The sequence below is a fragment of the Burkholderia sp. BCC1977 genome, assembly GCF_905339595.1.
GTDB lineage: Bacteria > Pseudomonadota > Gammaproteobacteria > Burkholderiales > Burkholderiaceae > Burkholderia.
On record NZ_CAJPGQ010000010.1, the window covers coordinates 53,286 to 79,029 of the forward strand.

The window sequence follows — 25,744 nt, forward strand, 5'->3', positions numbered from 1 at the left end:
CGGTCCTGCCGCACGTTCACACGCCGGTCATCTCGCGGTCGAGCACCGCACCGTTCACGTCCTGCACCGCCACCGCGATCGGAATGCCTTCGCGCATGCTCTCGGTCACCACGCAATAGGTGTCGAACCCGTGCAGCATGCGCGTCGCCGCCGCGAGATCGGACCATGCCTTGCCGACCGACAGCGTCACGGCCATCGCACCGACCCGCACCCTCCCCGCATCGTTCTGCACCATGTCGACGTCGATATGCGCGGTGACCGGCTGCGGATCGACGCGCTGTTTCTCGAGCGCGAACAACAGGCTCGCCGCGAGGCAGCTCGCGACCGCCGCGGCCAGCAGCCGGACCGGGTTCGGGCCGCGGCCGGCGCCGAGCGGCGGCGGTTCGTCGGTGAGCACCGGCGAAAGCTCGGTGCCGGCAAACCTGACTTCGAAACTGAAACGCGCATGCTGCGCGACATCGACCGATACGTGCGCCTCGCTCATGGCGACTCCGGGACTGGAAAGAGAAAAGGGAACGCCGGCGCAACGCCGCGCCGGCCAGAGTGAGTCGCAGCGACGGTGCGGCGCGATCACGGCCGCCCGCCGGCTGCGCTAGCGATGTGCGCTTCAGCGCTCGGGTTCGCGCGGCGGCCCGTACGCGACGAAATCGCGCTCGATCGCCGACGCCTGCTCCGGCGCATTCGCGCTCGCGCCGGGCCCGCGATCCGTCGGGGACGGCTCCGGGACCGCCTCCTCGCGCCCGTCGATCAGCGCCTGCAACGCATCGCGTTCGAGCACCTCGCGCGCGAGCAGCCGTCTTGCGATGCGCTCGAGCGCAGCGCGACGTTCGCCGAGGGTTGCCGCGACGCGCGCATGCGCGTCGGTCAGCAGCGTATGCACCTCGTCGTCGATCATCCTTGCGGTGTGCTCGCTGCAGCGGCCCTCGCCCGCGTGCCATACGCCCGGGATGCCGGTGCGCGTCTCGCCGTCGTCGAAGCTCACGAGCCCGATCCTCTCGCTCATCCCGTACTGCATGACCATGTGGCGCGCCATCGCGGTCGCGCGCTCGAGATCGTTCTGCGCGCCCGTCGACACGTCGCCGAACACGAGTTCTTCCGCGACGCGCCCGCCGAGCAGCGCATCGATCCGATCGAGCAGCTCGCTGCGGCGCAGGACATAGCGATCCTCGGTCGGCACCTGCTGCGTGTAGCCGAGCGCGGCCACGCCGCGCGGAATGATCGACACCTTCTTCACCGGATCGCAATGCGCACGGCTTTCCGCGACGAGCGCATGGCCGGCCTCGTGATACGCGATCGTCAGCTTCTCCTGCGCGTTCATCACGCGGCTCTTGCGTTCGAGGCCCGTCAGCGCGCGGTCGATCGCCTCGTCGAAATCGTCCATCCCGATCGCCGGCTTGCCGAGTTCCGCCGCATGCAGCGCGGCCTCGTTGACGACGTTCGCGAGATCGGCCCCGACGAAGCCCGGCGTGCGCGACGCGAGTTCGCCGAGGTCGACGTCGGCCGCGAGCTTCACGCGCTTCACGTGCACGCCGAGGATCTGGCGACGGCCGTTCACGTCGGGCCGGTCGATCGCGATGTGGCGGTCGAAGCGGCCCGGGCGCAGCAGTGCGGGATCGAGAATCTCCGGCCGGTTGGTCGCGGCCATGATGATCACGCCGGAGCCGGCCTGGAAGCCGTCCATCTCGACGAGCAGCTGATTGAGCGTCTGCTCGCGCTCGTCGTTGCCCGACATCGGACCCACGCCGCGCACCTTGCCGAGCGCGTCCAGCTCGTCGACGAACACGATGCACGGCGCCTTCTGCTGCGCCTGCTCGAACAGGTCGCGCACGCGCGCCGCGCCGACGCCGACGAACATCTCGACGAACGCCGAGCCGCTGATCGAGAAGAACGGCACGGCCGCCTCGCCGGCCACCGCGCGCGCCAGCAGCGTCTTGCCGGTGCCGGGCGCGCCGACGACGAGCACGCCCTTCGGGATCTTGCCGCCGAGCCGCTGGTAGCGATCGGGGTCGCGCAGGAACGCGACGAGCTGCTGCAACTCGGCCTTCGCTTCGTCGATGCCCGCGATATCGTCGAACGTGATGCCGGTTTCCTGCTGCACGTACACGCGTGCGCGGCTCTTGCCCATCCCGGTGAAATCCTGCAGCCCGCCACGCTTGCGCAGCATCAGGTTCCAGATGAACACGAACGCGACGAGCGGCACCAGCCACGACGCGAGCGACGCGATCCAGCCGGTGTCGGACGTGCCGTGAAAACGGATGCTGGCGGCGGTGAGCGTGTCGATCAGCTGCGGGTCGGTCACGCGGTTGGTGCTGAAGCGCGGCGGCGTGCCGTCCGACTTCACGGCCGCGACTTCGGAAGCCGGCAGCATCGCGCCGGCCTGCGGCATCGTCAGCGTGCCGGTGATGGTCGCCGGTCCGATCTCGAGATCGTCGACGAGCCGCGCGGCGACGAGCCGATGGAAGTCGCTGTACGCGATCAGCGTCGACGCCGGACGCAGCATCAGCAACTGCGCGGCGAACAGCACGAAGAAGCCCGCCGCGATCAGCAATCCTGCGTAGTCGAATTTTCTGTCCATGGCATCGGGCCGGCCGCGCGCGTCGACGCGCGCGCTTATGCGTGCACGCGCGCCCGGCCGGCGCGCGGCATCGGCAGCCACGCGCAAACGGAATGAATCCGCGCCATCGTCGCCTCGTTTCGTCGCATGAATGACACCGCGAAGGCGCCGCCGGGCGTCCTTCGCATGGACAGCGCGCCGCAACGCGCCGCCCGTGATTCAAGTCTAGTTCGCGCGCGGACGTCGCGCATTGTCCGACAAACACCTTTCATCGACGCCGCCGGCCGCGTTATAGTCGCGTTCGTGACATTTTCGTGACAGTCCGTAACACTCCGCCCGGGTGCGGCGCCGGCCGTTGCGCCCCGTCCCGCGTCGCGGCCGGCGGTGCGACGCTGCCGCGCATCGAACGACAACCGCCCATCCGAGGAGCACACGACGTGAACGACACCCCCGATCGCCCCGACGACCTTCCCGTTGACCCCGACCGCCGCCGCATGCTCGGCGGCCTCGCCGCGCTCGGCGCGGGCGTCGCGCTCGGCGGCTGCGAGACCACGCCGGGCGGCGCGCCGCGCGCCGCCGCCGACCTGCGGCTCGACGACGCGCTGCGCCGGCAGGTGCGTCACATCGTCGTGATCTATGCGGAGAACCGCAGCTTCACGAACCTGTACGGCGACTTCCCGGGTGTGCGCTACCCGCTGAGCGAGGTGCCGCCCGAGCATGCGCGGCAGCTCGATCGCGACGGCAAGACGCCGCTGCCGACGCTGCCGAAGATCTGGGGCGGGCTCGTGCCGCAAGCGCAGGAAGTGGACGGCAAGCGCTACGCGATCGCCGAGCGCGACATCGACACGCTGCCGAACGCGCCGTTCCGGATCGCCGACGCGCAGGGCAAGCCGCTGCCCAACGGCGTGATCACGCGCGACCTGTGGCACCGCTTCTACCAGAACCAGATGCAGATCGCCGCGGGCCGCAACAACCAGTTCGCCGCGTGGGCCGATTCCGGCGGCCTCGTGATGGGCCATTACCGCAACTCCGCCGACACGCTGCGGCTGTGGAACCTCGCACGGCAATACACGCTGTGCGACAACTTCTTCATGGCGGCCTTCGGCGGTTCGTGGCTGAACCACATGTTCCTGATTTCCGCGCAGCCGCCGAGGTATCCGGATGCGCACAAGCATCCGCACGCGGCGAAGCTGCTGTCGAAGGTCGACGGCGACGATCCGGCCGGCACGCGGCTGACGCTGGCAGCCGATTCGCCGGCGTCCGCGCTCGAGGGCCCGCCTAAGTTCGCGGTCGACGGCCCGCTGACGCCCGACGGCTACGGCGTCAACACGATGGCGCCGCCTTACCAGCCGAGCTACGTGCCGCCGGCCGATCCGGGCAACGCCGCCTATGCGGATCCGGCCGACCATCGCGTGATCCCGCCGCAAGGCCATGCGACGATCGGCGACCGCCTGTCGGAGAAGAACGTCGACTGGGCGTGGTACAGCGGCGCGTGGCAGTACGCGCTCGAGCACCGCGACACGGGCATGGTTCCCGATTTCCAGTATCACCACCAGCCGTTCAACTACTTCGTGAACTACGCGCCGGGCACCGACGCGCGCCGCACACACCTGCGCGACGCGGGCCTCGGCGATGAACCGTCGACCAACCACTTCATCGCCGACATCGACGCCGGCCGCCTGCCGGCCGTCGCGTTCTACAAGCCGCAGGGCAACCTGAACATGCACGCGGGCTATGCGGACGTCGAATCGGGCGATCGCCACATCGCGAACGTGATCGAACGCATCCGGCGCGGCCCGCAGTGGGCGAACACCGTGATCGTGATGACGCACGACGAAAACGGCGGCTGGTGGGATCACGTCGCGCCGCCGGTCGGCGATCGCTGGGGCCCCGGTTCGCGGATTCCGGCGCTCGTGATCTCGCCGTTCGCGAAGAAGGGTTACGTCGACCACACGATGTACGACACGAACTCGATCCTGCGCTTCATCAGCCGCGTGCACGGGCTGGCGCCGCTCGACGGCGTCGCCGCGCGCGACAAGGCGTTCGCGTCGCGCGGCGCGCCGCCGCCGGGCGACCTGACGAACGCACTCGATCTCGGCTGACGGCCGGTCGACGCGCCACCGACGTCCGCCTGAAACGACGACGCCCCGGTGCAACACGGTTGCCCGGGGCGTCGTTCCTTTCGGTTCGACTCAGTCGACGCTACGCTACGCGGCGCTGCGCAGCGTCTCGCTCGCCGAACGCGCGGCGTGACGGCCGGCCTGCCGGCCGAAGAACGTCGCGTCGGCCAGCGACAGCCCCGAGCTGTACCCGGCGCCCCAGCGCGGCAGCCCGCAAGACGTGCGGCCGGCCGCGTAGAGGCCCGCCACCGGCACGCGCGCCGCGTCGAGCACCTGCCCGGTCGGCAGCGTATCGAGCCCGCCCAGCGTGAAATGCGGATAGAACGCGTAGTCGATCCGGCAATCGAGCGCGACGAACGGCGGCTCGATCAGCGGCTGCAACCACTTCTTCGCCTTGTGGAACAGCGGATCGACGCCTTCGGCCGCGTGGCGGTTGTAGACGTCGACGGTCGCCGTCAGCGTGCCGGCCGGCATCCGCAGGTCGCGCTCGACTTCCTCCCAGGTCTCGCCTGCCGCCGCGATGCCGATCCGCGCGATCGCGGGCGGCGCCTGGTAGGTCGCCTGGTCGACCAGCAGGTAGATGCGGTCGTCGGCCTGGTGGAACGCGTGATGGCCGGTGCGGCCGTGATAGCCGTCCTCGTTGATGAAGCGCTGGCCGCGCGCGTTCACGAAGATCCCGCGGATCAGCGCTTCGGGCGCGTAGAACGGCAGGCTGACGAAGCCCTGATCCATGTGGATCGCGGCGCCGCCCGCGCTCTGGCCGAGCAGGATGCCCGAGCCGTCGTCGCCGGGGCTGCCGATCGGTTCGTCCGAGCGCAGGAACTGCGGTGCGTGGCGGCGCACCATGTCGCGATTCATCGCGAAGCCGCCCGCGCACAGGATCACCGCGCGGCGCGCCCGCACGAACGCCGTCTCGCCGTATGCACGCAGCACGACGCCGCGCACCGCGCCGGCGTCGTCGACGATCAGCGCCAGTGCGCGCGTGTCGTAGCGCGTCGACACGCCGAGCGCCTGCACGCGCTCGGCCAGCACGCGCATCAGCATCTGCCCGCCGCCCCAGCCCGGCCATTGCGGCGTGTGGCCGCGCGGGCACGGCTTCGCGGCTTCACTGAACGGCCAGGCCTCCTCGCTGCCCGACCAGATCAGGCAATCGTCGGTTTCCGGTTCGACGATCCGCTCGGCGATGAAGGTGTTCTTGTACGTGAGGCCCTGCGCGACGAGCCAGTCGTGATGCGCGAGGCTCTCGTTCGCGTAGAGGCGCACCTTCGCCTCGTCCGCGTCGCGGCCGCCGGCGAGCATCAGGTAGCGGTACAGGTCCTCGGTAGCGTCGCTGAAGCCGGCCTGCCGCTGCGCGGGCGTGCCGCCGCTGCCGCCGAGGTAGATCTCGCCGCCGGACAGCGCGCTCGTGCCGCCGTAGCTCGACGCGCGCTCGACGATCAGCGTGTCGGCGCCGGCGCTCGCGGCTTCGATCGCCGCGCACGCGCCGGCCGCGCCGAAGCCGACGATCACGACGTCGTGGTCGGCGTCCCAGCGAGGCACGTCGCGGACGTTCAGGGGGCGGATCAGGGAATAGTCGGGTGACATGGGGGCAATGGGTCTGCTTGAAGGGAATCGGTGAACTGAATCGGTGAAGGGCGGCGGTCGGGGCACGGCACCGCCGGGCAGGCAGTTCGACACGGACATCGGCGCGTCATCGATGCGAGCGCTCGAGGGTGCGCATGCGAGCCGCGCCTGGCGTCGCGGGCGGGGAAGTCGAACGACAACAGGAAACCGGATGGCGCGCCGCGATATACGCGCCGGGCGGTACACAGCGCGTGTATCGCGGCGCGCCACCCGGCCCGTCCATCCGGACGCCGCCGCATCGCGCCGGCGCCGGGGCGGCATCGAATTGACGCGGCACACGGCCGCGCCGGCGTCACATGCCGCGCAACGCGGCGAAACCGAAATGCGAAGGATCGATCGGCACGCAACCGGTCGGCAGGCCGTTCGGGTCGACCGAGCGGCATTGCAGGATGCCGGCCGCATACGGCGGCGACGGGACTTGATCGGCACCATATCGCGCCATTGCCATGGCCGCGAACGTGCCCATCGCCAATACGCACAGCTTGCGAGTCGTCAGTCTCATGATCGTCGTCCCCTCCGGTTGGCCGCTGTCGCGGTTCGTGTCCGGCGCACTGGCCGCAGGCAACGGCACCGGATGACTGCACGGTAGCCAGCGCCGGCCCGCCGGCCATCGTCCATTTCGACTAGGGGCAAACGCGAAGCGGGCTCCATGCGGCTCGCCGCGTTGCAGCATCGCCGCGCGGCCGGCGCGTCCGATGGACCCGAAAACCACCTGTCCTGGCTTGTCGCGACTGGCCGCCTCACCATCGGACGAATACCGCGCATCCGCCGCTGCATCGCAGCATCGGGCGCTGCGCCGCCGTCGGCCCCGGTGTTTTCCCCGATCCTTGCCCTGCTCCGTATGGATGATGAGGATCGAGCGGTTCGGTGCGAACCTGCGCGTCGACGTCGCAATGCCGCCGCGTCCGCACCGATGGCGCGGCCAACACCGATGGCGCGGCCAAGTCTTTCCGTTCATTCACGGGAGTTGCGTATGACCGATTCGAATCCCCGCCACGCGCTGTACGAGCTCGCCTGCCGCTATGCGCAAGCCGTCGACCGGCGCGACTGGCCGCGCCTCGCCGCCCTCTTCACCGCCGACGCGCAGCTCGACGGCCCCGGTTTCCGCTTCGACGACCGCGACGCGATCGTCGCCGGGATGCGCGTGATCGAGCGCTACGAGACGACCCAGCATCACGTGCACAACCAGCTCGTCGCACTCGACGGCGGCGAAGCCGATGTCGAGACCTACGGCGTCGCGTGCCACGTCTACGTGCGCGACGGCGTGAAGCGCAAGCTCGACTGGGGGCTGCGCTATCGCGACCGCTGCGTGTTCGACGGCGCCACGTGGCGCTTCGCCGCGCGCTCGCTGCACGTCGACTGGTCGCAAGACCTGCCGCTGGAGGGCTGAACGATGCGCGCGTCCCTTCCCCTCGCCGGCCGCACCGCACTCGTCACGGGCGGCGCCGGCGGCATCGGCGCGGCCTGCGCGCACGCGCTCGCCGCCGACGGCGCGGCCGTCGTGCTGATGGGCCGCCGCCGCGACGCGCTCGAACGCACGCAGCGGCACCTGACCGACGCAGTGCCCGGCAGCCGCGTCGCGATCCACGCCGGCGACGCCTGCGACGATGCCGACCTGCAGGCCGCGCTGGACACTGCGTGGGCGCTCGACGGCCGACTCGACATCGTCGTGCCGACCGTCGGCGGCGCCGGGTTCCGCCCGCTGCTCATGCACGACGCCGACAGCTTCCGCGCGGAACTCGACCTGAACCTGCACAGCGCGTTCGCCGCGATCCGCCACGCCGCGCCGCGGCTCGCCGACAGCGGCGGCGGCACGATCGTCTGCATCTCGTCGACGGCCGCCCGGATCAATTTCCGCTGGCTGACCGCGTACTGCGCCGCGAAGGCCGCGCTCGAGGCGCTGGTGCGCGGCGCGGCCGAGGAGCTGGCCGGCGCGAAGATCCGCGTGAACGCGGTGCGGCCGGGCCTCACGCGCTCCGAGGCCACCGAGCCGATGTTCGACAACCGTGCGCTGGTCGACAGCTTCCTCGAACAGATTCCGCTCGGCACGCTCGGCGAACCGGAAGCCATCGCGCATGCGGTGCGCTATCTCGCGGGCCCCGAGTCGGGCTGGGTCACCGGCCAGAGCTTCGCGGTCGACGGCGGCCACGAGCTGCGCACCAACCCGCGCGTCGACGACACGATCGCGCAGCTCTACGGCGCGGCCGCGCTCGACGCGGTCAAGGCCGGCCGCGCGCCGGGCGCCGCATGAGCGCACGCCTTCCTTCAACCAACACGGAAAACGACCGGACATGAATCGAGTCGCAAACAAGGTCGCGCTGATCACCGGCGCGGCGAGCGGCGTCGGCCGCGCGGATGCGCTGCTGCTGGCCGCCGAGGGCGCGCGCGTCGTGCTCACCGACATCGACGAGGACACGGGCCGCGCGCTCGCGCGCGAGATCGGCGACACCGCGCTGTTCGTGCATCAGGACATCGCCGACGAAGACGGCTGGCGACACGCGATCGCGTCGACACTCGACCGCTTCGGCCGCCTCGATGTGCTCGTCAACAACGCGGCGATCTGCCCGGTCGGCTCGATCGAGGACACGAGCCTCGATACCTGGCGGCGCGTGCTGCGCGTCAACGCCGACGGCTACTTCCTCGGCTGCAAGTACGCGATCGGCGCGATGAAGCACAACGACACGCCAGGCTCGATCGTGATGATGTCGTCGGTCGCCGCGCTCGGCGGCCTGCCGATGATGTGCGCGTACACCGGTTCGAAGGGCGCGGTGACGGCGCTCGCGCGCAGCGTCGCCGTGCACTGCAAGCGCAGCGGCTACCGGATCCGCTGCAACTCGATCCATCCGGACGGGATCTGGACGCCGATGACGCAGGCGCTGATGCCCGGCCTCGATCCGGCCGAACTCGGGATCGGCAACGATCCGATGGCCCGCATGTGCGACCCGCAGGACGTCGCGAATCTCGTGCTGTTCCTCGCGTCCGACGAATCGCGCTTCGTGAACGGCGCGGAGCTGCGGATCGACAACGCGCAACTCGTTGCGTCGCTGTGACGCGGCGCGCGGCTTACCCGTTCGAAGGAGTTCCTGATGATTTCATTCACCGGCAAGACCGTGCTGGTCACCGGCGGCGGCGCGGGCATCGGCCGCGCGTGCGCGGAAGCGTTCGGCGCGGCGGGCGCGCGCGTCGCGGTGGCCGAGCTCGACCCCGCACGCGCGCAGGACGTGCGCCAGGCGCTCGAAGCCGCGGGCGTCGACGCGCTGGTCGACACAGTGGACGTCACGCGCCGCGACGAGGTCAATGCGTTCGCGCGGACGATCGACGCGCGCTTCGGCGGCCTCGACGTGCTCGTCAACAACGTCGGCGATTTCCTGCAGATCGCGAAGCCGTTCGACGACCATACCGACGACGACATCGCGCGGCTGTTCGACGTGAACCTGCGCCAGGTGTTCGTCGTCACGCGCGCGATGCTGCCGTTGCTGCGCAAGCGCGGCGCGGGCAGCAGCATCGTCGGCGTGTCGTCGATCGAGGGCTTTCGCGCGATTCCGAACTGCACCGTCTATGCGTCGTTCAAGGCCGCGCTGACCGGCTTCACGAAAAGCCTCGCGCTCGAACTCGGGCCGGCCGGCATCCGCGTAAACCAGATCGCGCCGGAGACCACCGAGACGCCGCAGGTGCCGGTCGGCGCGATGGTCGCGGCCGAGCATCGCGCGCATATTCCGCGCTGGATTCCGCTCGGGCGCTTCGGTGCGGCCGGCGACATCGCGGGCGCCGCGCTGTTCCTCGCGAGCCCGCTCGCCGCGTGGGTCACCGGCACGACGCTGCACGTGGACGGCGGCGCACTCGCGGCGGCCGGCTGGTATCGCGACCCGAACGGCTTCTGGACCAACCTGCCGGTCGTCAGCGGCAACGGTTTCAATTTCTGAGCAATTTCGGAGCGGCGTTTCGGATCGCGGCCGCACGGCTGCACGGCTTCATCCGTTCAATCGTCGGTTCAATTCAAGCGGCGCACCCGCGCCGCAACCGGAGAACACCATGAAAATCCTGATCATCGGCGGTACCGGCCTCATCGGCGGCCACGCCGCGTTGCATCTGCACGCGCAGGGCAACGACGTGACGCTCGCCGCGCGCAAGCCGCCCGCGCCGGACAGCGCGCTCGCGCGGTTCGACGTGCTGCTGCGCGACTACGTGGCCGGCACCTTCACGCGCGACGATCTCGCGCCGTTCGAGGCGGTCGTGTTCGCGGCCGGCAACGACATTCGCCACCTGCCGCCCGGCACCGACGAAGCCGCGCACTGGGAACGCGCGAACGTCGACGCGGTGCCGCGCTTCTTCGCGCTCGCGCGCGAGGCGGGCGTGAAGCGCGCGGTGCTGGTCGGCAGCTTCTATCCGCAGGTCGCGCCGGCGCTCGTCGACACGGTGCCGTACGTGCGCTCGCGCCATCTCGCCGACGAACGCGTGCGCGCGCTCGCGTCGCCGTCGTTCGCGGTGTGCAGCGTCAATGCGCCGTTCGTCGTCGGGGCGGTGCCGGGGCTGCGCAACGAGATGTTCGCCGCCTACACGGGCTATGCGCAGGGCAAGCTCGCCGGGCTGCCGGTGTACGGGCCGGCCGGCGGCAGCAACTTCATCTCGACGCAATCGCTGTCGGAAGCGATCTGGGGCGCGCTGCAACGCGGCGAATCCGGCAAGGCCTATCTCGTCGGCGACGAGAACCTGAGCTTCGCCGACTATTTCGCGGCGTTCTTCCGCGCGGTCGGCAATCCGCAGCCGGTGCCGTCGCTCGACCAGGCGCATCCGCTGCTGCCGGACATCGCGATCTATACGGGGCGCGGCAACATCGTGTCGTACGAACCCGATCCGGCCGATATCGCGCTGTTGCGCTACCGGCGCGGCGACGTGCAGCGCGCGGTGAACGAAGTGGTCGCGCAGTGCGGCGCCTAGGCGCGCGGCCTACGCACACGCAGCGCTGAAATGACGACGTCCCGCCGCCGGCGATGCCTGCCGGCGGCGGGACGTCCATGCCGCTACGTCGTTACTTCGTTACGTCATTTCGGATCGTCAGCCGCCGATGCGCTGTTCGATCTTCTTCATCGTGTCGGTCAGCTCGGCCGGCAGACGCAGCTTCAGCGTGTCGAACAGCGCCGCATGCAGCTTCAGCTCCTCGCGCCATTCGTCCGCGTTCATCGACGTCACCGCATCGAACTGCTCGCGCGTGAAGTCGAGCCCGTCCCAGTGCAGGTCGTCATAGGCCGGCGACACGCCGAACGCATGTTCGCCGCCGCCGCCGTTGCCTTCGAGCCGATCGAGCATCCACTTCAGCACGCGCATGTTCTCGCCGAAGCCCGGCCACACGAACTTGCCGTTCGCGTCCTTGCGGAACCAGTTCACGCAGTAGATCTTCGGCAGCGTCGCGCCCGCGCCTTCGAGCTGCTGGCCGAGCTTCAGCCAGTGCGCGAAATAATCGCTCATGTTGTAGCCGCAGAACGGCAGCATCGCGAACGGGTCGCGGCGCACGACGCCCTGCTGGCCGACCGCCGCGGCGGTCGTCTCCGAGCCCATCGTCGACGCCATGTACACGCCTTCGACCCAGTCGCGCGCTTCGGTCACGAGCGGCACGGTCGTCGAGCGGCGGCCGCCGAAGATGAACGCGTCGATCGGCACGCCGGCCGGGTTCTCCCAGTCCGCGTCGATCGACGGGCATTGCGACGCCGGCGCCGTGAAGCGCGAGTTCGGGTGCGCGGCCTTGCGGCCCGTTTCCTTGGCCGTCTCGGGTGTCCACGGGTTGCCCTGCCAGTCGGTCAGCTTCGCGGGCGGCGTGTCGGTCAGCCCTTCCCACCACACGTCGCCGTCTTCCGTCAGCGCGACGTTCGTGAAGATCACGTTCTCCTTCAGCGTCGCGATCGCATTCGGGTTGGTCTTCACGCCGGTGCCCGGCGCGACGCCGAAGAAGCCGGCTTCCGGGTTGATCGCATACAGGCGGCCGTCGCGGCCCGGTTTCAGCCACGCGATATCGTCGCCGATCGTCGTGACCTTCCACCCGTCGAAACCCTGCGGCGGGATCAGCATCGCGAAGTTGGTCTTGCCGCACGCGGACGGGAACGCGGCCGCGACGTGATACTTCTTGCCGGCCGGCGACGTCACGCCGAGGATCAGCATGTGTTCGGCAAGCCAGCCCTGGTCGCGGCCCATCGTCGACGCGATGCGCAGCGCGAAGCACTTCTTGCCGAGCAGCGCGTTGCCGCCGTAGCCCGAGCCGAAGCTCCAGATCTCGCGCGTGGCGGGGAAATGCACGATGTACTTGACCGGGTTGCACGGCCACGGCACGTCATTCTGGCCCGCTTCGAGCGGATGGCCGACGCTGTGCACGCACGGCACGAATTCGCCGTCCTCGCCGAGCACGTCATAAACCTCGCGGCCCATGCGCGTCATGATCCGCATGTTCACGGCCACGTACGGGCTGTCCGACAGCTCGACGCCGACGTGCGCGATCGGCGAGCCGAGCGGGCCCATCGAGAACGGCACGACGTACAGCGTGCGGCCGCGCATCGAGCCGCGGAACAGGCCGTTCAGCGTCTCGCGCATTTCCTGCGGCGCGATCCAGTTGTTGGTCGGGCCGACGTCGTCGGGCGATTCGGTGCAGATGAAGGTGCGATCCTCGACGCGCGCGACGTCGGACGGATCGGACTGTGCGAGATACGAGTTCGCGCGCTTCGCCGGATTCAGGCGCGTGAGCGTGCCCTGGTCGACCATCGCCTGGCACAGCGCGTCATTTTCTTCCTGCGAGCCGTCGCACCAGACGACGCGGTCGGGCTCCGTGAGCGCCGCGATGCGCGACACCCAGTCGATCAGCTTGCGATGTTTGACGAAGGCCGGGGGAGCGATCAGCGGGCCGTGCGTCGCTTCGGCCAAAGAGTTTTGCGACATGGGAATGTCTCCAGATTATTGGGCAGAGATGGGGGATGCGGGGCGAGCCCGCGAGATGGGGAATGCGATCGGAGCGCAGGATGCGGCGACGCGCAAGGCGGGACGCGCGAGCGGAGCGCGTGTCGATGCCGCGATGCGGGCGAGAGAATGTGATGTCTCGTATGAGCGTGCGAACGCGAGTTTCGCCATGCAAGCAACCTGCCGTACAACTCCATGCCGGCCAGCATACCATCGCCGTTATTGGACGGGCGTTGCGTTGCAACAAGAAACAAGTGTGACGACGCACGGGCATGCCGCTTGCCGGCAGGCCCTTTTGGCTGCGTCGACGCGTGCGCTTTGGGGACGAAACGGCTGGAACGTCCGTCCGGCAAGGGTTTCGCAAAAACGCAAAATCGGCGCGACACGTTCGCATGCGAGGCACCCGAACGGCCGCGGCCCGAATTCACGTTTTCGCTACTCAGGCAAACCCTGAATTAGGTTGCGGACACAAACATCCGTCGCGAAGGCGTTGTGTGCGCTACCGCTCAAAACGGCGCGCCCGGCAATCCGGGGTAATACGCGCCCGCCGCCATGCCGCCGTCGACGGACAGTTCGGCGCCGTTGCAGTACGACGCCTCGTCGCTCGCGAGAAACAGCGTCGCGCGCGCGATTTCGTCGGGCAGGCCGACGCGCTGCAGCGGCACGTGCGTGTAGTGCTTGTTGACCTCGTCGAGCGGCGCGCCGGTCGGGTTCGACATCGCCGTGTTCACGCCGCCCGGATGGATCGAATTCACGCGCACGCCCTGGTGGCCGAGTTCGAGCGCCGCCACCTTCGTCAGCCCGCGCACGCCCCATTTGCTCGAGACGTAGGCGGCCAGCGCGTTCACGCCGCGCAGCCCGTCCACCGACGAAATGTTGACGATCGACCCGCGCTTCTGCGCGATCATGCGCGGCGCGACCGTGTGGATGCCGACGAACGTGCCGACCAGATTGATCGACACCGCACGCTCGAAATCGCGTTTCGACAACTCGGTGATCGCGCCGAACATCAGCACGGCCGCGTTGTTGACGAGCACGTCGATGCGGCCGAACTGCTCGACGGTCGCGTCCGCGACGCGCGCCCAGTTCGCCTCGTCGGCCACGTCGAGCCGCATGAAGCGCGCCGCGTCGCCGAGCTCGCGCGCGAGCGCCTCGCCTTCCGCGTCGAGCACGTCGCCGATCACGACGCGCGCGCCCTCCTCGACGAACAGCCTGCATGTCGCCTCGCCCATCCCGCGCGCGCCGCCCGTGACGATCGCTACCTTCCCTTCCAGTCGACCCATGTCGTTCTCTCTTCGATGCTTTCCGATTCCGGTTTGCCTGCCCGAACGTGCTGACATGCGCTTCCGTGCCGACCCTTGATTGACGCCGCGCCCGCCGTCAGCCCCAGTACGCCTGCCCGCCGTCGAGCGGCAGCGTCGCGCCCGTCAGGTACGCGGCATCGCGGCTCGCGAGAAACACGATCGCGCGCCCGATGTCCTGCTCGCAGTCGCCGACGCGGCCGAGCGGGATCGTGCGGAAGAACGCGGCCGCTTCGTCCGGGTTCGCGTCGACCCAGCCCTTCAGCCCCGGCGACAACGCATGCGGCGCGACCGCGTTCACGCGGATGCCCTCGGCGCCCCATTCGCAGGCCGCCGCACGCGTGAGCGCGCGAATCGCTTCCTTGGTCGCCGCATAGGCGCCATAACCGGACGTGTCCCAGCGCACCGCGGCCGACGACGCGAAATTGACGATCACGCCGTCGCCCTTCAGGTGCGGATGGCACGCACGCATCATCCTCAGCGTCGCGATCGGCCCGGACTCCAGGCCCGCGAGAAAATCCGCGTCGGTCACGTCGAGCAGGCGGCCGAGCGGCACGACCTGCGCGTTGTTGATCAGGATCTGCACGCCGTGAAACCGCTCGACGACCGCATCGACGCACTGCGCGATCTGCGCGGCGTCCATCACGTCGCACACGAACGGCTCCGCGACACCGCCGCGCGCGCGGATCGCGTCGCAGGTCGCGACCAGCTTGTCGCGCGTGCGGCCGACCACGGCCACCTGCGCGCCTTCGGCCGCGAGTGCGTGCGCGACGCCTTGCCCGACGCCCTGCCCCGCGCCCGTCACGAGCGCGACCTTCCCCTCGAGGATGCCCATGCGCGCTCCTTAAGCGACGATCGCCGGATGAGCCTGCACGGGCCCGCCGAGCAGGTCGCGGTACGACGGCGGCTGCTTGCCGTCGAGATCCGCGATGCCGTACTGCAGCGCGGCTTCCGCGCCGACCAGCACCTGCCCGGACAGCGCCATGCGCCGCGGGTCCGCATGGATCGCATGAATCACGCGACCGGTGAATTCCGGGCTTTCGGCGACGAGCGAGAATTCCTTGTACAGGTCCGGATGTTCGTCCCACACGCGCGTCGTGCGCTCGGTGCGCAGCGGGCCCATCCAGATCGACACGGCCGCGACGTCGAACGGCTTCAGGTCGACGGCCATGTCCTTCGCGAACTTGTCGACGCCGGACTTCTGCGCGCCGTACGCGGCGCCGTGCATGTAGCAGCTCGCGCCGAACGACGACGTGAACGCGATCAGCCCGCTGCGGCGCTTCGCCATCAGCGGCGCCGCGTGCCAGCTCGCGACATAGGCCGAGCGCAGCCCGACGTCGAGGATGTTCACGAGGTCGAGCGACTTCTCCCAGAACGGCCCCGGCAGGATCAGTTGGTCGTGCAAATAGGTCGCGTTGTTGACGAGGATGTCGAGCCGCCCGCTGTCGCGTTCGACCCGCTCGAACAGCGCCTTCACCTGTGCGTCGTCCGCGTGGTCGCACGCGACCGCGATCCCGCGGCCGCCGAGCGCGTCGATCTCGCGCGCGGTCTCGTGGATCGTGCCGGGCAGCGGCGCGTCGCCTTCGTGCTGCGAGCGGCCCGTCACGTAGACGGTCATGCCGGCCGCGCCGAGCGCGCGCGCGATGCCCTTGCCCGCACCGCGCGACGCGCCCGTCACGACGGCGACCGGCGCCTCGTGGTTCTGTGTCATGTTCGATGTCTCCTGGGGAATTTTCTCAACCGGCGTGGGTCATGCGCGTCGTCACGCGGCCGGCGGCTGCGCGCCGGCGAACAGCACGCCCGGCGCATCGGCGCCGTAACGCGCGGACAGCGTCGACGTGACGACGCAGCGCGTGGCCGCGATCTTCCATTCGCCGTCGACCTTCCGGTATTCGTCGTCGTAGGTCGCGCCGAGCTGCGTGAGCGTGCGCGCGTCGGTGTCGAGCATCTGGTAATGCAGGCCCCAGGTGCCGCGCGCATGCGTGTCGTCGAGCACGGTGATGTCGGGATTCACGCCATGGTGCATCTCGACGATGTGCGGGTGGCAGCCGAGCCGCTCGAACACGTCGACCAGCGCGTCGCGGTGGTCGAACGTGCCGATCCGGCCGTAGTCGATGTGCACGGTGCCGGGCGCGAAGCAGTCGCGCATCCCTTGCGGATCCTTCCGGTCGCAGCACGTGAAGTAGCGCGCCTTCAGGCGGCGGATCGCGTCGGCGTCCTCGAGCCTGCGCACGCGCACTTCCATTCGTTCGATCGGGGTCATGCCGTCTCCTTGGTCTCGTGTGCGCGGAGCGAAGCCGCGTCGACGCCACGTTACAGGCGCACGAGATGCCGGCCATCCTCTGTTTGGATGAAGCCGATGGTCCGGATCGGCGGACGCGAGCGCTACCGTCGCGGCGTTCGTCCGAACAGACGATGTGACGCAGGCGGCTTCGTTCCTACCATCGGACGACACCACCACGAGAGACGGCGATGGACGAGACGACCCGCACGCTCCACGCATACGAGCAGATCCGCCAGCTGAAGTACCGGTATTTCCGCGCGGTCGACACGCACGACTGGTCGCTGCTCGCGCAATGCCTGACCGAGGACTGCGAGGCACGCCTGTACGGCGGCCGCTACGCGTACGACGGCCGCGACGCGTTCGTGTCGAGCCTGCGCGCGCTGATCGGCAAGCCGACCTTCCTGACGATGCATCACGGCCATCACCCCGAGCTCACGCTGGTGTCCGCCGATCACGCATGCGGCGTGTGGTTTCTCGAGGATCACGCGATCAATCTCGAGGACAACTACCTGCTGCACGGCACCGCGTTCTACGACGACCAGTACGTGAAGCGCGACGGCGTGTGGCGCATTCACGCGACGCGTCACGAGCGCCTGTTCGAAACCGTCACGTCGCCGATTCCGCCGTCGTTCACGCTGACCGCGAACCGCTTCGCAGCGGGCGCGCACGATACGGCCACGTCGGGCGATTCCACCATCAACGCTTCCTGAAACCCGGCGGCAGCGCCGCCGATCCCGTCATTCCCCCTGGAGCCGGAGCAATGGAGAAAGTCATTTACGTGTTGTGGCGCGACGCGCAGGCCGCGCCCGAGCCGTGGAGCCGCGGCGTGCGCGCGCAGCTCGCCGACCGGCTGCTGTCGCTCGGCGCGCACGGCGTGCAGGTGAACGTCGCCGACGCCGATGTCGCGCCGGCCGCCGGCCTGAAGCAGACCAACACGCACCCGGGCATCGACGGGATCGTCGCGGTGTGGATCGACAGCGCGAACCCGATGTTCCGCCAGCCGTTCGACGACGCGGTGCGTGCGGTCGTCCCGCACATGGCCGCGTATCTCGTCACCGAGTCGCAGCCGATTCCGAACACGCGCTTTCCGGCGCCGCCCGGCGAGCGCACGAGCGGCTTCTCGCAGCTCGCGTTCCTGAAGCGTCCGCCTCGTCTCACGCACGAAGCGTGGCTCGACGTGTGGCACGGCCATCACACGCGCGTCGCGATCGATACGCAGGACAATTTCCTGTACGTGCAGAACGTGGTCGTGCGCGCGCTCACGCATGCGGCGCCCGGCTACGACGCGATCGTCGAGGAATGCTTCCCGGCCGCGGCGATGACCGATCCGTACGCGTTCTTCGATGCGGTCGGCGACGAGGAGAAATTCCAGCGCAACGTGGCCGAGATGATGGACAGTTGCGGTCGCTTCATCGATTTCGACAAGATCGACGTGGTGCCGACGAGCCAGTACGTCGTGAAGGCGGTGCGTGGATAACGCGCGGCGATCGCGCGGATAAAAAAAAACGCCAACCCATGACGGGTTGGCGTTCTGCTTCGATTGCGACGAGGCTCAGAACTGGTTCATCGTGTTGTCCTTGCCCGCCGCCTTCAGCGCTGCTTCGCCGCTGAAGTATTCCTTGTGGTCGTCGCCGATATCCGAGCCGGACATGTTCTGGTGCTTGACGCACGCGATGCCCTGGCGGATTTCCTTGCGCTGCACGCCGGCCACGTAGCCGAGCATGCCCTGGTCGCCGAAGTATTCCTTCGCGAGGTTGTCGGTCGACAGCGCGGCCGTGTGGTACGTCGGCAGCGTGATCAGGTGGTGGAAGATGCCGGCTTCACGCGATGCATCGGCCTGGAACGTGCGGATCTTCTCGTCGGCGAGCCTGGCCAGTTCCGTCTCGTCGTACTCGACGCTCATCAGTTGCGCACGGTCGTATGCCGACACGTCCTTGCCCGCTGCCTTCATCGCGTCGTACGCCTGCTGACGGAAGTTGAGCGTCCAGTTGAACGACGGGCTGTTGTTGTACACCAGCTTCGCGTTCGGGATGACCTTGCGGATTTCGCCGACCATGCCGCCGATCTGCGCGATGTGCGGCTTTTCGGTTTCGATCCACAGCAGGTCGGCGCCGTTCTGCAGCGACGTGATGCAATCGAGCACGCAACGTGCCTCGCCCGTGCCGGCGCGGAACTGGAACAGGTTGCTCGGCAGGCGCTTCGGACGCAGCAGCTTGCCGTCGCGCTTGATGATGACGTCACCGTTGCCCAGCTGGTCGGCCGACAGTTCCTCGCAGTCGAGGAACGCGTTGTACTGGTCGCCCAGGTCGCCCGGCGTGTTCGTCACGGCGATCTGCTTGGTCAGGCCGGCGCCGAGCGAGTCGGTACGGGCGACGATGATGCCGTCGTCCACGCCCAGTTCCAGGAACGCGTAGCGGATCGCGCGGATCTTCGCGAGGAAGTCCTCGTGCGGCACGGTGACCTTGCCGTCCTGGTGGCCGCACTGCTTCTCGTCGGACACCTGGTTCTCGATCTGGATGCAGCACGCGCCCGCTTCGATGAACTGCTTGGCCAGCAGGTAGGTCGCTTCCGCGTTGCCGAAACCGGCGTCGATGTCGGCGATGATCGGCACGACGTGCGTCACGTGGTTGTCGATCTTGTCCTGGATCGCGGCCTTGGCAGCGGCGTCCCTGGCGGCATCCAGCTCGCGGAACAGGCCGCCGAGCTCACGGGCGTCGGCCTGGCGCAGGAACGTGTACAGCTCGCGGATCAGCGCGCTGACCGAGGTCTTCTCGTGCATCGACTGGTCCGGCAGCGGGCCGAACTCCGAGCGCAGCGCGGCGACCATCCAGCCCGACAGGTACAGGTAACGGCGTTCGGTGCTGTTGAAGTGCTTCTTGATGGAGATCATCTTCTGCTGGCCGATGAAGCCGTGCCAGCAACCCAGCGACTGCGTGTACTTGGCCGGATCGGCATCGTACGCGGCCATGTCGGCGCGCATGATCTTCGCGGTGTACTTCGCGATGTCCAGGCCCGTCTTGAACTTGTTCTGGGCACGCATGCGGGCCGCATACTCGGGGCTGATGGCATTCCACGCGCTGCCGTGGTTTTCCTTCAAGCCAGCCACTGCCTTGATGTCGTCTTGATATTGGGACATGTCAATCTCCTGGGAACGAAGCGCATTTGAGTAAAGGGTTCAGCGTGCCCGCTCCGTGTGACGAAGCGAACTGCATGGACTCAATAGTAACGCCGCGCGACGCGTCGTCGACCCACTCTTATATAAGACATAAGATAGAAATTTCTCTTGTTTTTCAATGAGATAAGCAGCCCGTTTTGCGATGCAAAAAAGGTTTTCAAGCGGCGGGAAGGCGACGCGGCAGGAATTCGACGCGCATTTTGCGATATGAAACGCCCTTTCGGCAGTTGGTGGGAGGACAGGCACGGCGATCCATGCTTCCGGCTTTTGCCATGCTTATGACAAAACGTCTATACTTGGACAATCCATCGACGGCGAATCGACAGGCGCTGTCCCCGCGCACCGCGCTGCGCGCCCCCTGCCCGGAACCCATGAGCGACTACCCCGTTTTCGACGCGCTGTGCGCGCTGCTGAACACCTCCGGCGCGCGGTTCCGCGTGCTGGATCACCCGGCCGAAGGCAAATCCGACCTGATCGCCGCGCTTCGCGGCACGCGTCCCGAACAGGGTGCGAAGGCGATGCTCTGCACGTTCAAGGACGGCGGCGACGCCACCGCGCTCGCAGTGATCCCCGGCCACCTGAAGATCGATTTCCGCAAGGTCGCCGACGCGGTCGGCCGCCGCAAGGCGACGCTCGCGCCGCCCGAACTCGCCGCCACGGTCACGCGCTGCGTGATGGGCGCCGTGCCGCCGTTCGTGTTCGACGCGAACGTGACGCTCGTCGTCGACCCTGCGCTGATCGAACTCAACGACGAAATCGCGTTCAACGCGGGCCGCCTCGACCGCTCGGTCGTGCTCGACGCGTCCGACTACGTGCGGATCGCCCGCCCGCTGCTGGCCGACATCACGCGACCGGAAACGACCGACGCGCCCGCGCTGCAGGCCGACGCATGACCACGCCCCGCCCCAGGCCGCAGCAGGAACAGGCGTCGCTGATCGAGCAGGTGCTGCGCATCGCCGAAGGGCTCGGTGCGATGTTCGCGCCGTTCACCGAGGTTGTCGTGCACGACCTGCGCACACCGGAGCATGCGATCCTCGCGATCCACAACAACCTGTCGGGCCGTGCGATCGGCGATCCGGCGACCGAACTCGGGCTCGCCCGCATCGAGGACGACGACTTCCCGCAGGTGCTCGCGAACTACGCGAACCGCTTCGCCGACGGCCGCACCGCGAAAAGCACGTCGATCGGCATCAAGGATTCGAGCGGCCGCTATGTCGCCGCGCTGTGCCTGAACGCGGACGTCACGCTGTTCCGCGGTTTCCAGGGGATGCTGAACCACTTCTGCAGCACCGAAGGCGCGCCGGTCGCCGAAACGCTCGACCCGGCCGGCGCGGACGCGATCCGGCAACGCATCGATGCGTTCGCGACGCGCCTCGCGACCACGCCGCGCGAGCTGAAGACCGACCAGCGCCGCGAGCTGATGCAGACGCTGAAGGCGGACGGCTTCCTCGAGGTGCGCCGCGCGATGGAAATCGTGGCGCAGCACCTCGGCGTGTCGCGCGCCACCGTATACAACGATGCGAAATGAGGCGTGCCCGTGGCGCGCCCCGCTTACCTGTTGAATGACTCTTCCGACGAGCGACTCATGAACACTCCGACCCTCCCCACCTACGACGACGTCGCGGCCGCCGCGGCACGGCTCGACGGCCACGCGCACCGCACGCCCGTGATGACGTCGCGGACGATCGACGAAGCGCTCGGCGCGCAGGTGTTCTTCAAGTGCGAAAACCTGCAGCGCATGGGCGCGTTCAAGTTCCGCGGCGCGTTCAACGCGCTGTCGCGCTTCGACGCGACGCAGCGCCGCCACGGCGTCGTCGCGTTCTCGTCCGGCAACCATGCGCAGGCGATCGCGCTGTCGGCGCGCATCCTCGGCATCCCGGCGACGATCGTGATGCCGCAGGACGCGCCGGCCGCGAAGATGGCCGCGACGCGCGGCTACGGCGGCAACGTCGTGACCTACGACCGCTATACCGAGGACCGCGAGCAGATCGGCCGCGAACTCGCGGAAAAGCACGGGCTCACGCTGGTTCCGCCGTACGACCACGTGGACGTGATCGCGGGCCAGGGCACGGCGGCGAAGGAACTGATCGACGAAGTCGGGCCGCTCGACGCGGTGTTCACGCCGCTCGGCGGCGGCGGCCTGCTGTCGGGCACGGCGCTCGCGACACGCGCGCTGTCGCCGCACGCGAAGCTGTACGGCGTCGAGCCGGAAGCCGGCAACGACGGCCAGCAATCGTTCCGGTCCGGGTCGATCGTCCATATCGACACGCCGCGCACGATCGCCGACGGCGCGCAGACGCAGCACCTCGGCAACCTGACGTTCCCGATCCTGCGGCGCGACGTCGACGACATCCTGACCGCGACGGACGCCGAGCTGGTCGACTGCATGCGATTCTTCGCGACCCGTATGAAGATTGTCGTCGAGCCGACCGGCTGCCTGTCATTCGCGGCCGCGCGCCGGATGAAGGACGAACTGAACGGCAAGCGCGTCGGCATCGTGATCAGCGGCGGCAACGTCGATCTCGAGAACTTCTGCACGCTGGTCGCCGCATCGGCATGACCGTCGCGGCACGCGGATGACCGCATGAACATCCTGTCATCCGCGTGCCGCCGCTCCTTCACGTCGCGTTAAGTTTCGCGCCCTAGACTGATTACGTTGTCCCGCAGCCAGTCGTGAAGAAGGAGTCACCATGAACACGCACGCGATCGTCGCCGCCGCCCTCGCGGCAGCATCCCTCCCGGCGTTCGCTCAACCGGGCGTGACGTCATCCGGTTTTCCCGCCACGTCGCCGCACGACCCGGTCGCGCAGGCCCCCCACCGTTCGCCCGCCGCGCTGCCGCATGCCGGCTTCGTGCTCGCGAAGATCGATCAGAACAATACGCCGCCCGATCGCGGCGGCGACCCGAGCGGCCGCACCCACTCCGGCACGCATATGTAATGCCGAGTGAGCCGGCCGCGTCGGTCGGCCGGCCCGCATCACGGCATCACGGCATCACAACGACGGCAGCGACGGATCGCGCCCGGCGAGGATGTCCGCGGTGCGCCGCTGCAGCGCGCCGTCGATCGTCTCCGGCTGCGGTATCAGCCAGTAGCGTCCGTCGCGAATGCCGTCGAACACCCGCGCGGCGAATGCGTCGGGCGTGAGCCCGTGCGCGTTCAGCATCGCGCGCATCGTATCGACGAAGCCCTGCACCTCGGGCCGGTCGTGCGCGGCGCCGAACGGGTCGTTGAAGATGCCCGTCCGCACCGGGCCCGGCGCGAGCAGCGACACGCCGACCGGCGCGCCGAGCATCTTCAGTTCGCCGTACAGCGATTCCGTCAGCGCGACCACCGCGAATTTCGTCGCCGAGTAAGGCGACATCAACGGGCTCGGCAGGAACCCGCCGACCGACGCGGTATTGACGATGCGCGCCGGCAGGTTGCGCTCGAGCATCCGCGGCACGAAGCTGCGGATCCCGTTCATCACGCCGTGCACGTTGATCGCGAAACTGCGCTCGAACCGTTCAGGCGTGATTTCCCAGCTGAAGCCGGTCGCCATCACGCCCGCGTTGTTGAACAGCAGGTCGACGCCGCCGAAGCGCTGCCATGCGGCGTCGGCCAGCGCGTCGACGGCTTCCGGGCGGCTGACGTCGGTCGGCACGCACAGCACGTCGGTGTCGAGCGTCGCGGCGAACGCGTCGAGCGTCGCCGGGTCGAGGTCGGCCAGCACCACGCGCATGCCGAGTGCCGCGGCATGGCGCGCGAGCCCGCTGCCGATGCCGCTGGCCGCGCCGGTGATCACGGCGGTACCGCCGTCGAAGCGAATCGAATGCGTCATGTCAACGTCCTGTCGGGTCGATGTGGGGATGCGCATACGCGGGAATCACGGGCGGCGGCAACGGCGTGCGGCCGTCGAGCGCGTGCACCGCGAGCCCCTGCGACAGCGGGAAATGCAGGCTGTGCGTGACGAGGCCCGTGCGCTCGCTTGCCGGCCGGCTGCACAGCGCGAGCGCGGTTTCCGCCAGATACGCGACGTCCTCGGTCGGATAGCCTTCGGGGATATAGCGGGCCGCGCCCGGCGTGCGGATCGCGGTGCTCGGCGCGACCAGGTTCACCGCGATGCCGTCCGCTTCGAGTTCGGCCGCGAGCCCTTGCGTAAAGCGCGACAGCGCGGCCTTGACCGCCGCGTAGACGGTCGCGCCGCCCGCGCGCGAGAACTCGTCGAACGGCCGCAGCGGCGCGAGCGCGGTGACCGAGCCGACGTTCACGATCCAGCCGGCGCCGCGCGCGCGCATCAGCGGAATCGCCGCCTGGGCCAGCGCGAACGGAATGCGCAGATAGTGCTCGATCGTCGTGTCGAACATCGCCATCGGCATCGCGTCGACGCATGCGTAGTCGGCCACGCCCGCGTTGTTCACGAGGATGTCGAGGCCGCCGGCCGCCTGGGCCGCGCGAGCGACGAGCGCGTCGCGCTCGGCCGGGTTCGACAGGTCGGCCGCGAGCGCGAGCGCGCGGCCGCCGGCCTGTTCGATCAGCGCGACCGTTTCGGCGAGCGTGCCGGCGGTCGTCGCCGATTGCGTGAGGCTGCGCGCCGTCACGACGACGGTCGCGCCCTCGGCTGCCAGGCGCTGCGCGATCGCGCGGCCGATGCCGCGGCTCGCGCCGGTCACGAGCGCGCATTTGCCCGCGAGCGTCGCGGTTCGGGTGTCGGTCATGATGTCTCCGGTGAAGGTGATGTTGGATGCGGACCGTTCGGCGTCAGCCCGCGATATCCGCAACGTGCAGCACGAACTTGGTTTTCGCGTCGCCCGTTTGAACGAGGTCGAGTGCGCGCGCCGCCTGTTCGAGCGGGAAACTGTCGAAGCGCGGCACGCGCAGCGCGCGCCGGCCGAGCCGTTCGGCGATCGCAGCGAGCGTGGCGCCGCTCGGCATCCGGCTGTACGTCATCGCGGTGCGCAGGCCGCGCCGTGCAGCTTCAGCGCCCGTCGCGGCCAGCCGCTCCGCATCGCCGGCCGCGAGCGTCATGATGTTCACGAGCGTGCCGCCCGGTGCCAGCAGGTCGAGTGCGGCGGGCAGCGTGTCGCCGCCGACCGCATCGAGCACGAGATCGACGCCGGCGGGCGCCCATGCCCGTACGGCCGCCGCGATGTCCGGTGCGCGATAGTCGATGCTCGCCGCCGCGCCGAGCGCTTCGACGCTCGCGCGGTTGCGCGCCGAGCAGGTGGCCGCGACGCGCGCGCCCGCCTGCGCGGCGAGCTGGATCGCGAACGTGCCGACCGCGCCCGCACCGCCGTGCACGAGCACCGTTTGCCCCGCACGCAGCCCGCCGTCGTCGAACAGGCCGGCCCACGCGGCCAGCGCGGGCGTCGGCGTGGCGGCCGCTTCCGCGAAGCCGACCGTGTCGGGCAACCGCACGACCGAGTCGTGCCGCACCGCGACGTATTCCGCATACGCGCCCCAGCGCCCCGCGCCGACGTCGGTCTGCGCGAACACGCGCATCCCCGGCGCGAACCCTTCGACGCCGTCACCGACCGCTTCGACCACGCCGGCCGCGTCGAAGCCAATCACGAACGGAAACCTGATCTGCATGAACGCGCCGAGATAGCCTTCGCGGCATTTCCAGTCGGCGGGATTGACGCCCGCGTATGCAACGCGGATCAGCACGTCGCCGGGGCCCGGCTGCGGGGCGGGAACGTCAGCCAGTCGCAGCGCATCGGAATGACCGACGCGGTCGATCAGCAAGGCTCGCATGAGGGTGTCTCCAGGGT

Annotated in this window: 25 protein-coding genes; 12 read left to right on the forward strand and 13 right to left on the reverse strand. The window is 69.1% G+C overall.

Translation table 11 applies throughout. The annotated features are described in order from the left end of the window. Window positions 1-16: 16 nt before the first annotated feature. On the reverse strand, window positions 17-484 hold the full coding sequence (locus tag U5771_RS11125; protein ID WP_322024007.1) for an OsmC family protein: 468 nt from the start codon (window positions 482-484) through the stop codon (window positions 17-19). Window positions 485-607: 123 nt separating this feature from the next. Continuing rightward, window positions 608-2,575: an ATP-dependent zinc metalloprotease FtsH gene (gene ftsH, locus U5771_RS11130; protein WP_322024008.1), complete on the reverse strand. Its 1,968-nt coding sequence runs from the start codon at window positions 2,573-2,575 to the stop codon at window positions 608-610. 416 nt (window positions 2,576-2,991) lie between these two features. Between ftsH and U5771_RS11135 the strand changes: the two genes are divergently transcribed. Further along, on the forward strand, window positions 2,992-4,656 hold the full coding sequence (locus U5771_RS11135) for an acid phosphatase (protein ID WP_322024009.1): 1,665 nt from the start codon (window positions 2,992-2,994) through the stop codon (window positions 4,654-4,656). Window positions 4,657-4,761: 105 nt separating this feature from the next. Here the strand turns inward: U5771_RS11135 and U5771_RS11140 are convergent, their stop codons facing one another. Then, window positions 4,762-6,258 (reverse strand): FAD-dependent oxidoreductase, encoded by a 1,497-nt coding sequence (locus U5771_RS11140; protein WP_322024010.1) that lies wholly within the window; start codon window positions 6,256-6,258, stop codon window positions 4,762-4,764. 331 nt (window positions 6,259-6,589) lie between these two features. Next, window positions 6,590-6,799: a hypothetical protein gene (locus U5771_RS11145; protein ID WP_047903855.1), complete on the reverse strand. Its 210-nt coding sequence runs from the start codon at window positions 6,797-6,799 to the stop codon at window positions 6,590-6,592. A gap of 471 nt (window positions 6,800-7,270) precedes the next feature. On the opposite strand from U5771_RS11145, the gene U5771_RS11150 reads away from it, so the two are divergent. From U5771_RS11150 to U5771_RS11170, 5 genes are all read left to right on the forward strand, one after another. After that, window positions 7,271-7,687 carry a nuclear transport factor 2 family protein gene (locus tag U5771_RS11150; protein WP_322024011.1) on the forward strand — a complete coding sequence of 139 codons (417 nt, stop codon included), beginning with the start codon at window positions 7,271-7,273 and terminating at the stop codon, window positions 7,685-7,687. 3 nt (window positions 7,688-7,690) lie between these two features. Further along, window positions 7,691-8,548 (forward strand): SDR family NAD(P)-dependent oxidoreductase, encoded by an 858-nt coding sequence (locus U5771_RS11155; RefSeq protein ID WP_322024012.1) that lies wholly within the window; start codon window positions 7,691-7,693, stop codon window positions 8,546-8,548. A 40-nt stretch (window positions 8,549-8,588) separates the two neighbouring features. Next, window positions 8,589-9,347 carry an SDR family oxidoreductase gene (locus U5771_RS11160; protein ID WP_322024013.1) on the forward strand — a complete coding sequence of 253 codons (759 nt, stop codon included), beginning with the start codon at window positions 8,589-8,591 and terminating at the stop codon, window positions 9,345-9,347. A gap of 36 nt (window positions 9,348-9,383) precedes the next feature. Next, window positions 9,384-10,220 carry an SDR family NAD(P)-dependent oxidoreductase gene (locus tag U5771_RS11165; RefSeq protein ID WP_415859401.1) on the forward strand — a complete coding sequence of 279 codons (837 nt, stop codon included), beginning with the start codon at window positions 9,384-9,386 and terminating at the stop codon, window positions 10,218-10,220. Window positions 10,221-10,329: 109 nt separating this feature from the next. Next, window positions 10,330-11,235 carry an NAD-dependent epimerase/dehydratase family protein gene (locus U5771_RS11170; RefSeq protein ID WP_322024014.1) on the forward strand — a complete coding sequence of 302 codons (906 nt, stop codon included), beginning with the start codon at window positions 10,330-10,332 and terminating at the stop codon, window positions 11,233-11,235. A 117-nt stretch (window positions 11,236-11,352) separates the two neighbouring features. On the opposite strand, the gene U5771_RS11175 is transcribed toward U5771_RS11170, so the two are convergent. From U5771_RS11175 to U5771_RS11195, 5 genes are all read right to left on the reverse strand, one after another. Continuing rightward, the gene (locus U5771_RS11175) at window positions 11,353-13,218 is read right to left on the reverse strand and encodes a phosphoenolpyruvate carboxykinase (GTP) (RefSeq protein WP_322024015.1); all 1,866 of its coding nucleotides are present in this window, start codon (window positions 13,216-13,218) and stop codon (window positions 11,353-11,355) included. Window positions 13,219-13,742: 524 nt separating this feature from the next. After that, a complete protein-coding gene (locus U5771_RS11180) occupies window positions 13,743-14,519 on the reverse strand; it encodes a glucose 1-dehydrogenase (RefSeq protein ID WP_322024016.1) in 777 nt (258 codons plus the stop codon). Between the two features lie 97 nt (window positions 14,520-14,616). Continuing rightward, complete coding sequence (locus U5771_RS11185; protein ID WP_322024017.1) at window positions 14,617-15,372, reverse strand: SDR family NAD(P)-dependent oxidoreductase; 756 nt, start codon at window positions 15,370-15,372, stop codon at window positions 14,617-14,619. A 9-nt stretch (window positions 15,373-15,381) separates the two neighbouring features. Next, window positions 15,382-16,248, reverse strand: a complete 867-nt coding sequence (locus tag U5771_RS11190; protein ID WP_322024018.1) for an SDR family NAD(P)-dependent oxidoreductase — start codon at window positions 16,246-16,248, stop codon at window positions 15,382-15,384. Between the two features lie 51 nt (window positions 16,249-16,299). Then, on the reverse strand, window positions 16,300-16,800 hold the full coding sequence (locus tag U5771_RS11195; RefSeq protein ID WP_322024019.1) for a nuclear transport factor 2 family protein: 501 nt from the start codon (window positions 16,798-16,800) through the stop codon (window positions 16,300-16,302). Window positions 16,801-17,009: 209 nt separating this feature from the next. On the opposite strand from U5771_RS11195, the gene U5771_RS11200 reads away from it, so the two are divergent. Together U5771_RS11200 and U5771_RS11205 are read left to right on the forward strand one after the other, a co-directional pair. Then, window positions 17,010-17,531 (forward strand): nuclear transport factor 2 family protein, encoded by a 522-nt coding sequence (locus U5771_RS11200; RefSeq protein WP_322024020.1) that lies wholly within the window; start codon window positions 17,010-17,012, stop codon window positions 17,529-17,531. Between the two features lie 50 nt (window positions 17,532-17,581). Then, window positions 17,582-18,298: an EthD domain-containing protein gene (locus U5771_RS11205; RefSeq protein ID WP_322024021.1), complete on the forward strand. Its 717-nt coding sequence runs from the start codon at window positions 17,582-17,584 to the stop codon at window positions 18,296-18,298. A gap of 75 nt (window positions 18,299-18,373) precedes the next feature. On the opposite strand, the gene U5771_RS11210 is transcribed toward U5771_RS11205, so the two are convergent. Continuing rightward, on the reverse strand, window positions 18,374-19,957 hold the full coding sequence (locus U5771_RS11210) for an isocitrate lyase (protein WP_322024022.1): 1,584 nt from the start codon (window positions 19,955-19,957) through the stop codon (window positions 18,374-18,376). 410 nt (window positions 19,958-20,367) lie between these two features. On the opposite strand from U5771_RS11210, the gene U5771_RS11215 reads away from it, so the two are divergent. From U5771_RS11215 to U5771_RS11230, 4 genes are all read left to right on the forward strand, one after another. After that, window positions 20,368-20,889: a YbaK/prolyl-tRNA synthetase associated domain-containing protein gene (locus tag U5771_RS11215; RefSeq protein ID WP_322024023.1), complete on the forward strand. Its 522-nt coding sequence runs from the start codon at window positions 20,368-20,370 to the stop codon at window positions 20,887-20,889. Next, window positions 20,886-21,524, forward strand: coding sequence for a transcriptional regulator (locus tag U5771_RS11220; RefSeq protein WP_322024024.1), 639 nt, complete (start codon window positions 20,886-20,888; stop codon window positions 21,522-21,524). The genes U5771_RS11215 and U5771_RS11220 overlap by 4 nt, the downstream gene beginning before the upstream one ends. A 57-nt stretch (window positions 21,525-21,581) precedes the next feature. Beyond that, window positions 21,582-22,556, forward strand: coding sequence for a threo-3-hydroxy-L-aspartate ammonia-lyase (locus tag U5771_RS11225; RefSeq protein WP_322024025.1), 975 nt, complete (start codon window positions 21,582-21,584; stop codon window positions 22,554-22,556). 130 nt (window positions 22,557-22,686) lie between these two features. Continuing rightward, window positions 22,687-22,935, forward strand: coding sequence for a hypothetical protein (locus tag U5771_RS11230; protein WP_322024026.1), 249 nt, complete (start codon window positions 22,687-22,689; stop codon window positions 22,933-22,935). A 54-nt stretch (window positions 22,936-22,989) separates the two neighbouring features. Here the strand turns inward: U5771_RS11230 and U5771_RS11235 are convergent, their stop codons facing one another. From U5771_RS11235 to U5771_RS11245, 3 genes are read right to left on the reverse strand one after another with little or no spacing between them, the layout of a single operon-like run. Further along, on the reverse strand, window positions 22,990-23,814 hold the full coding sequence (locus U5771_RS11235; RefSeq protein ID WP_322024027.1) for an SDR family NAD(P)-dependent oxidoreductase: 825 nt from the start codon (window positions 23,812-23,814) through the stop codon (window positions 22,990-22,992). Between the two features lies 1 nt (window position 23,815). After that, window positions 23,816-24,691, reverse strand: coding sequence for an SDR family NAD(P)-dependent oxidoreductase (locus U5771_RS11240; protein WP_322024028.1), 876 nt, complete (start codon window positions 24,689-24,691; stop codon window positions 23,816-23,818). A gap of 43 nt (window positions 24,692-24,734) precedes the next feature. Beyond that, window positions 24,735-25,727 (reverse strand): NADP-dependent oxidoreductase, encoded by a 993-nt coding sequence (locus U5771_RS11245; protein WP_322024029.1) that lies wholly within the window; start codon window positions 25,725-25,727, stop codon window positions 24,735-24,737. Window positions 25,728-25,744: the final 17 nt, after the last annotated feature.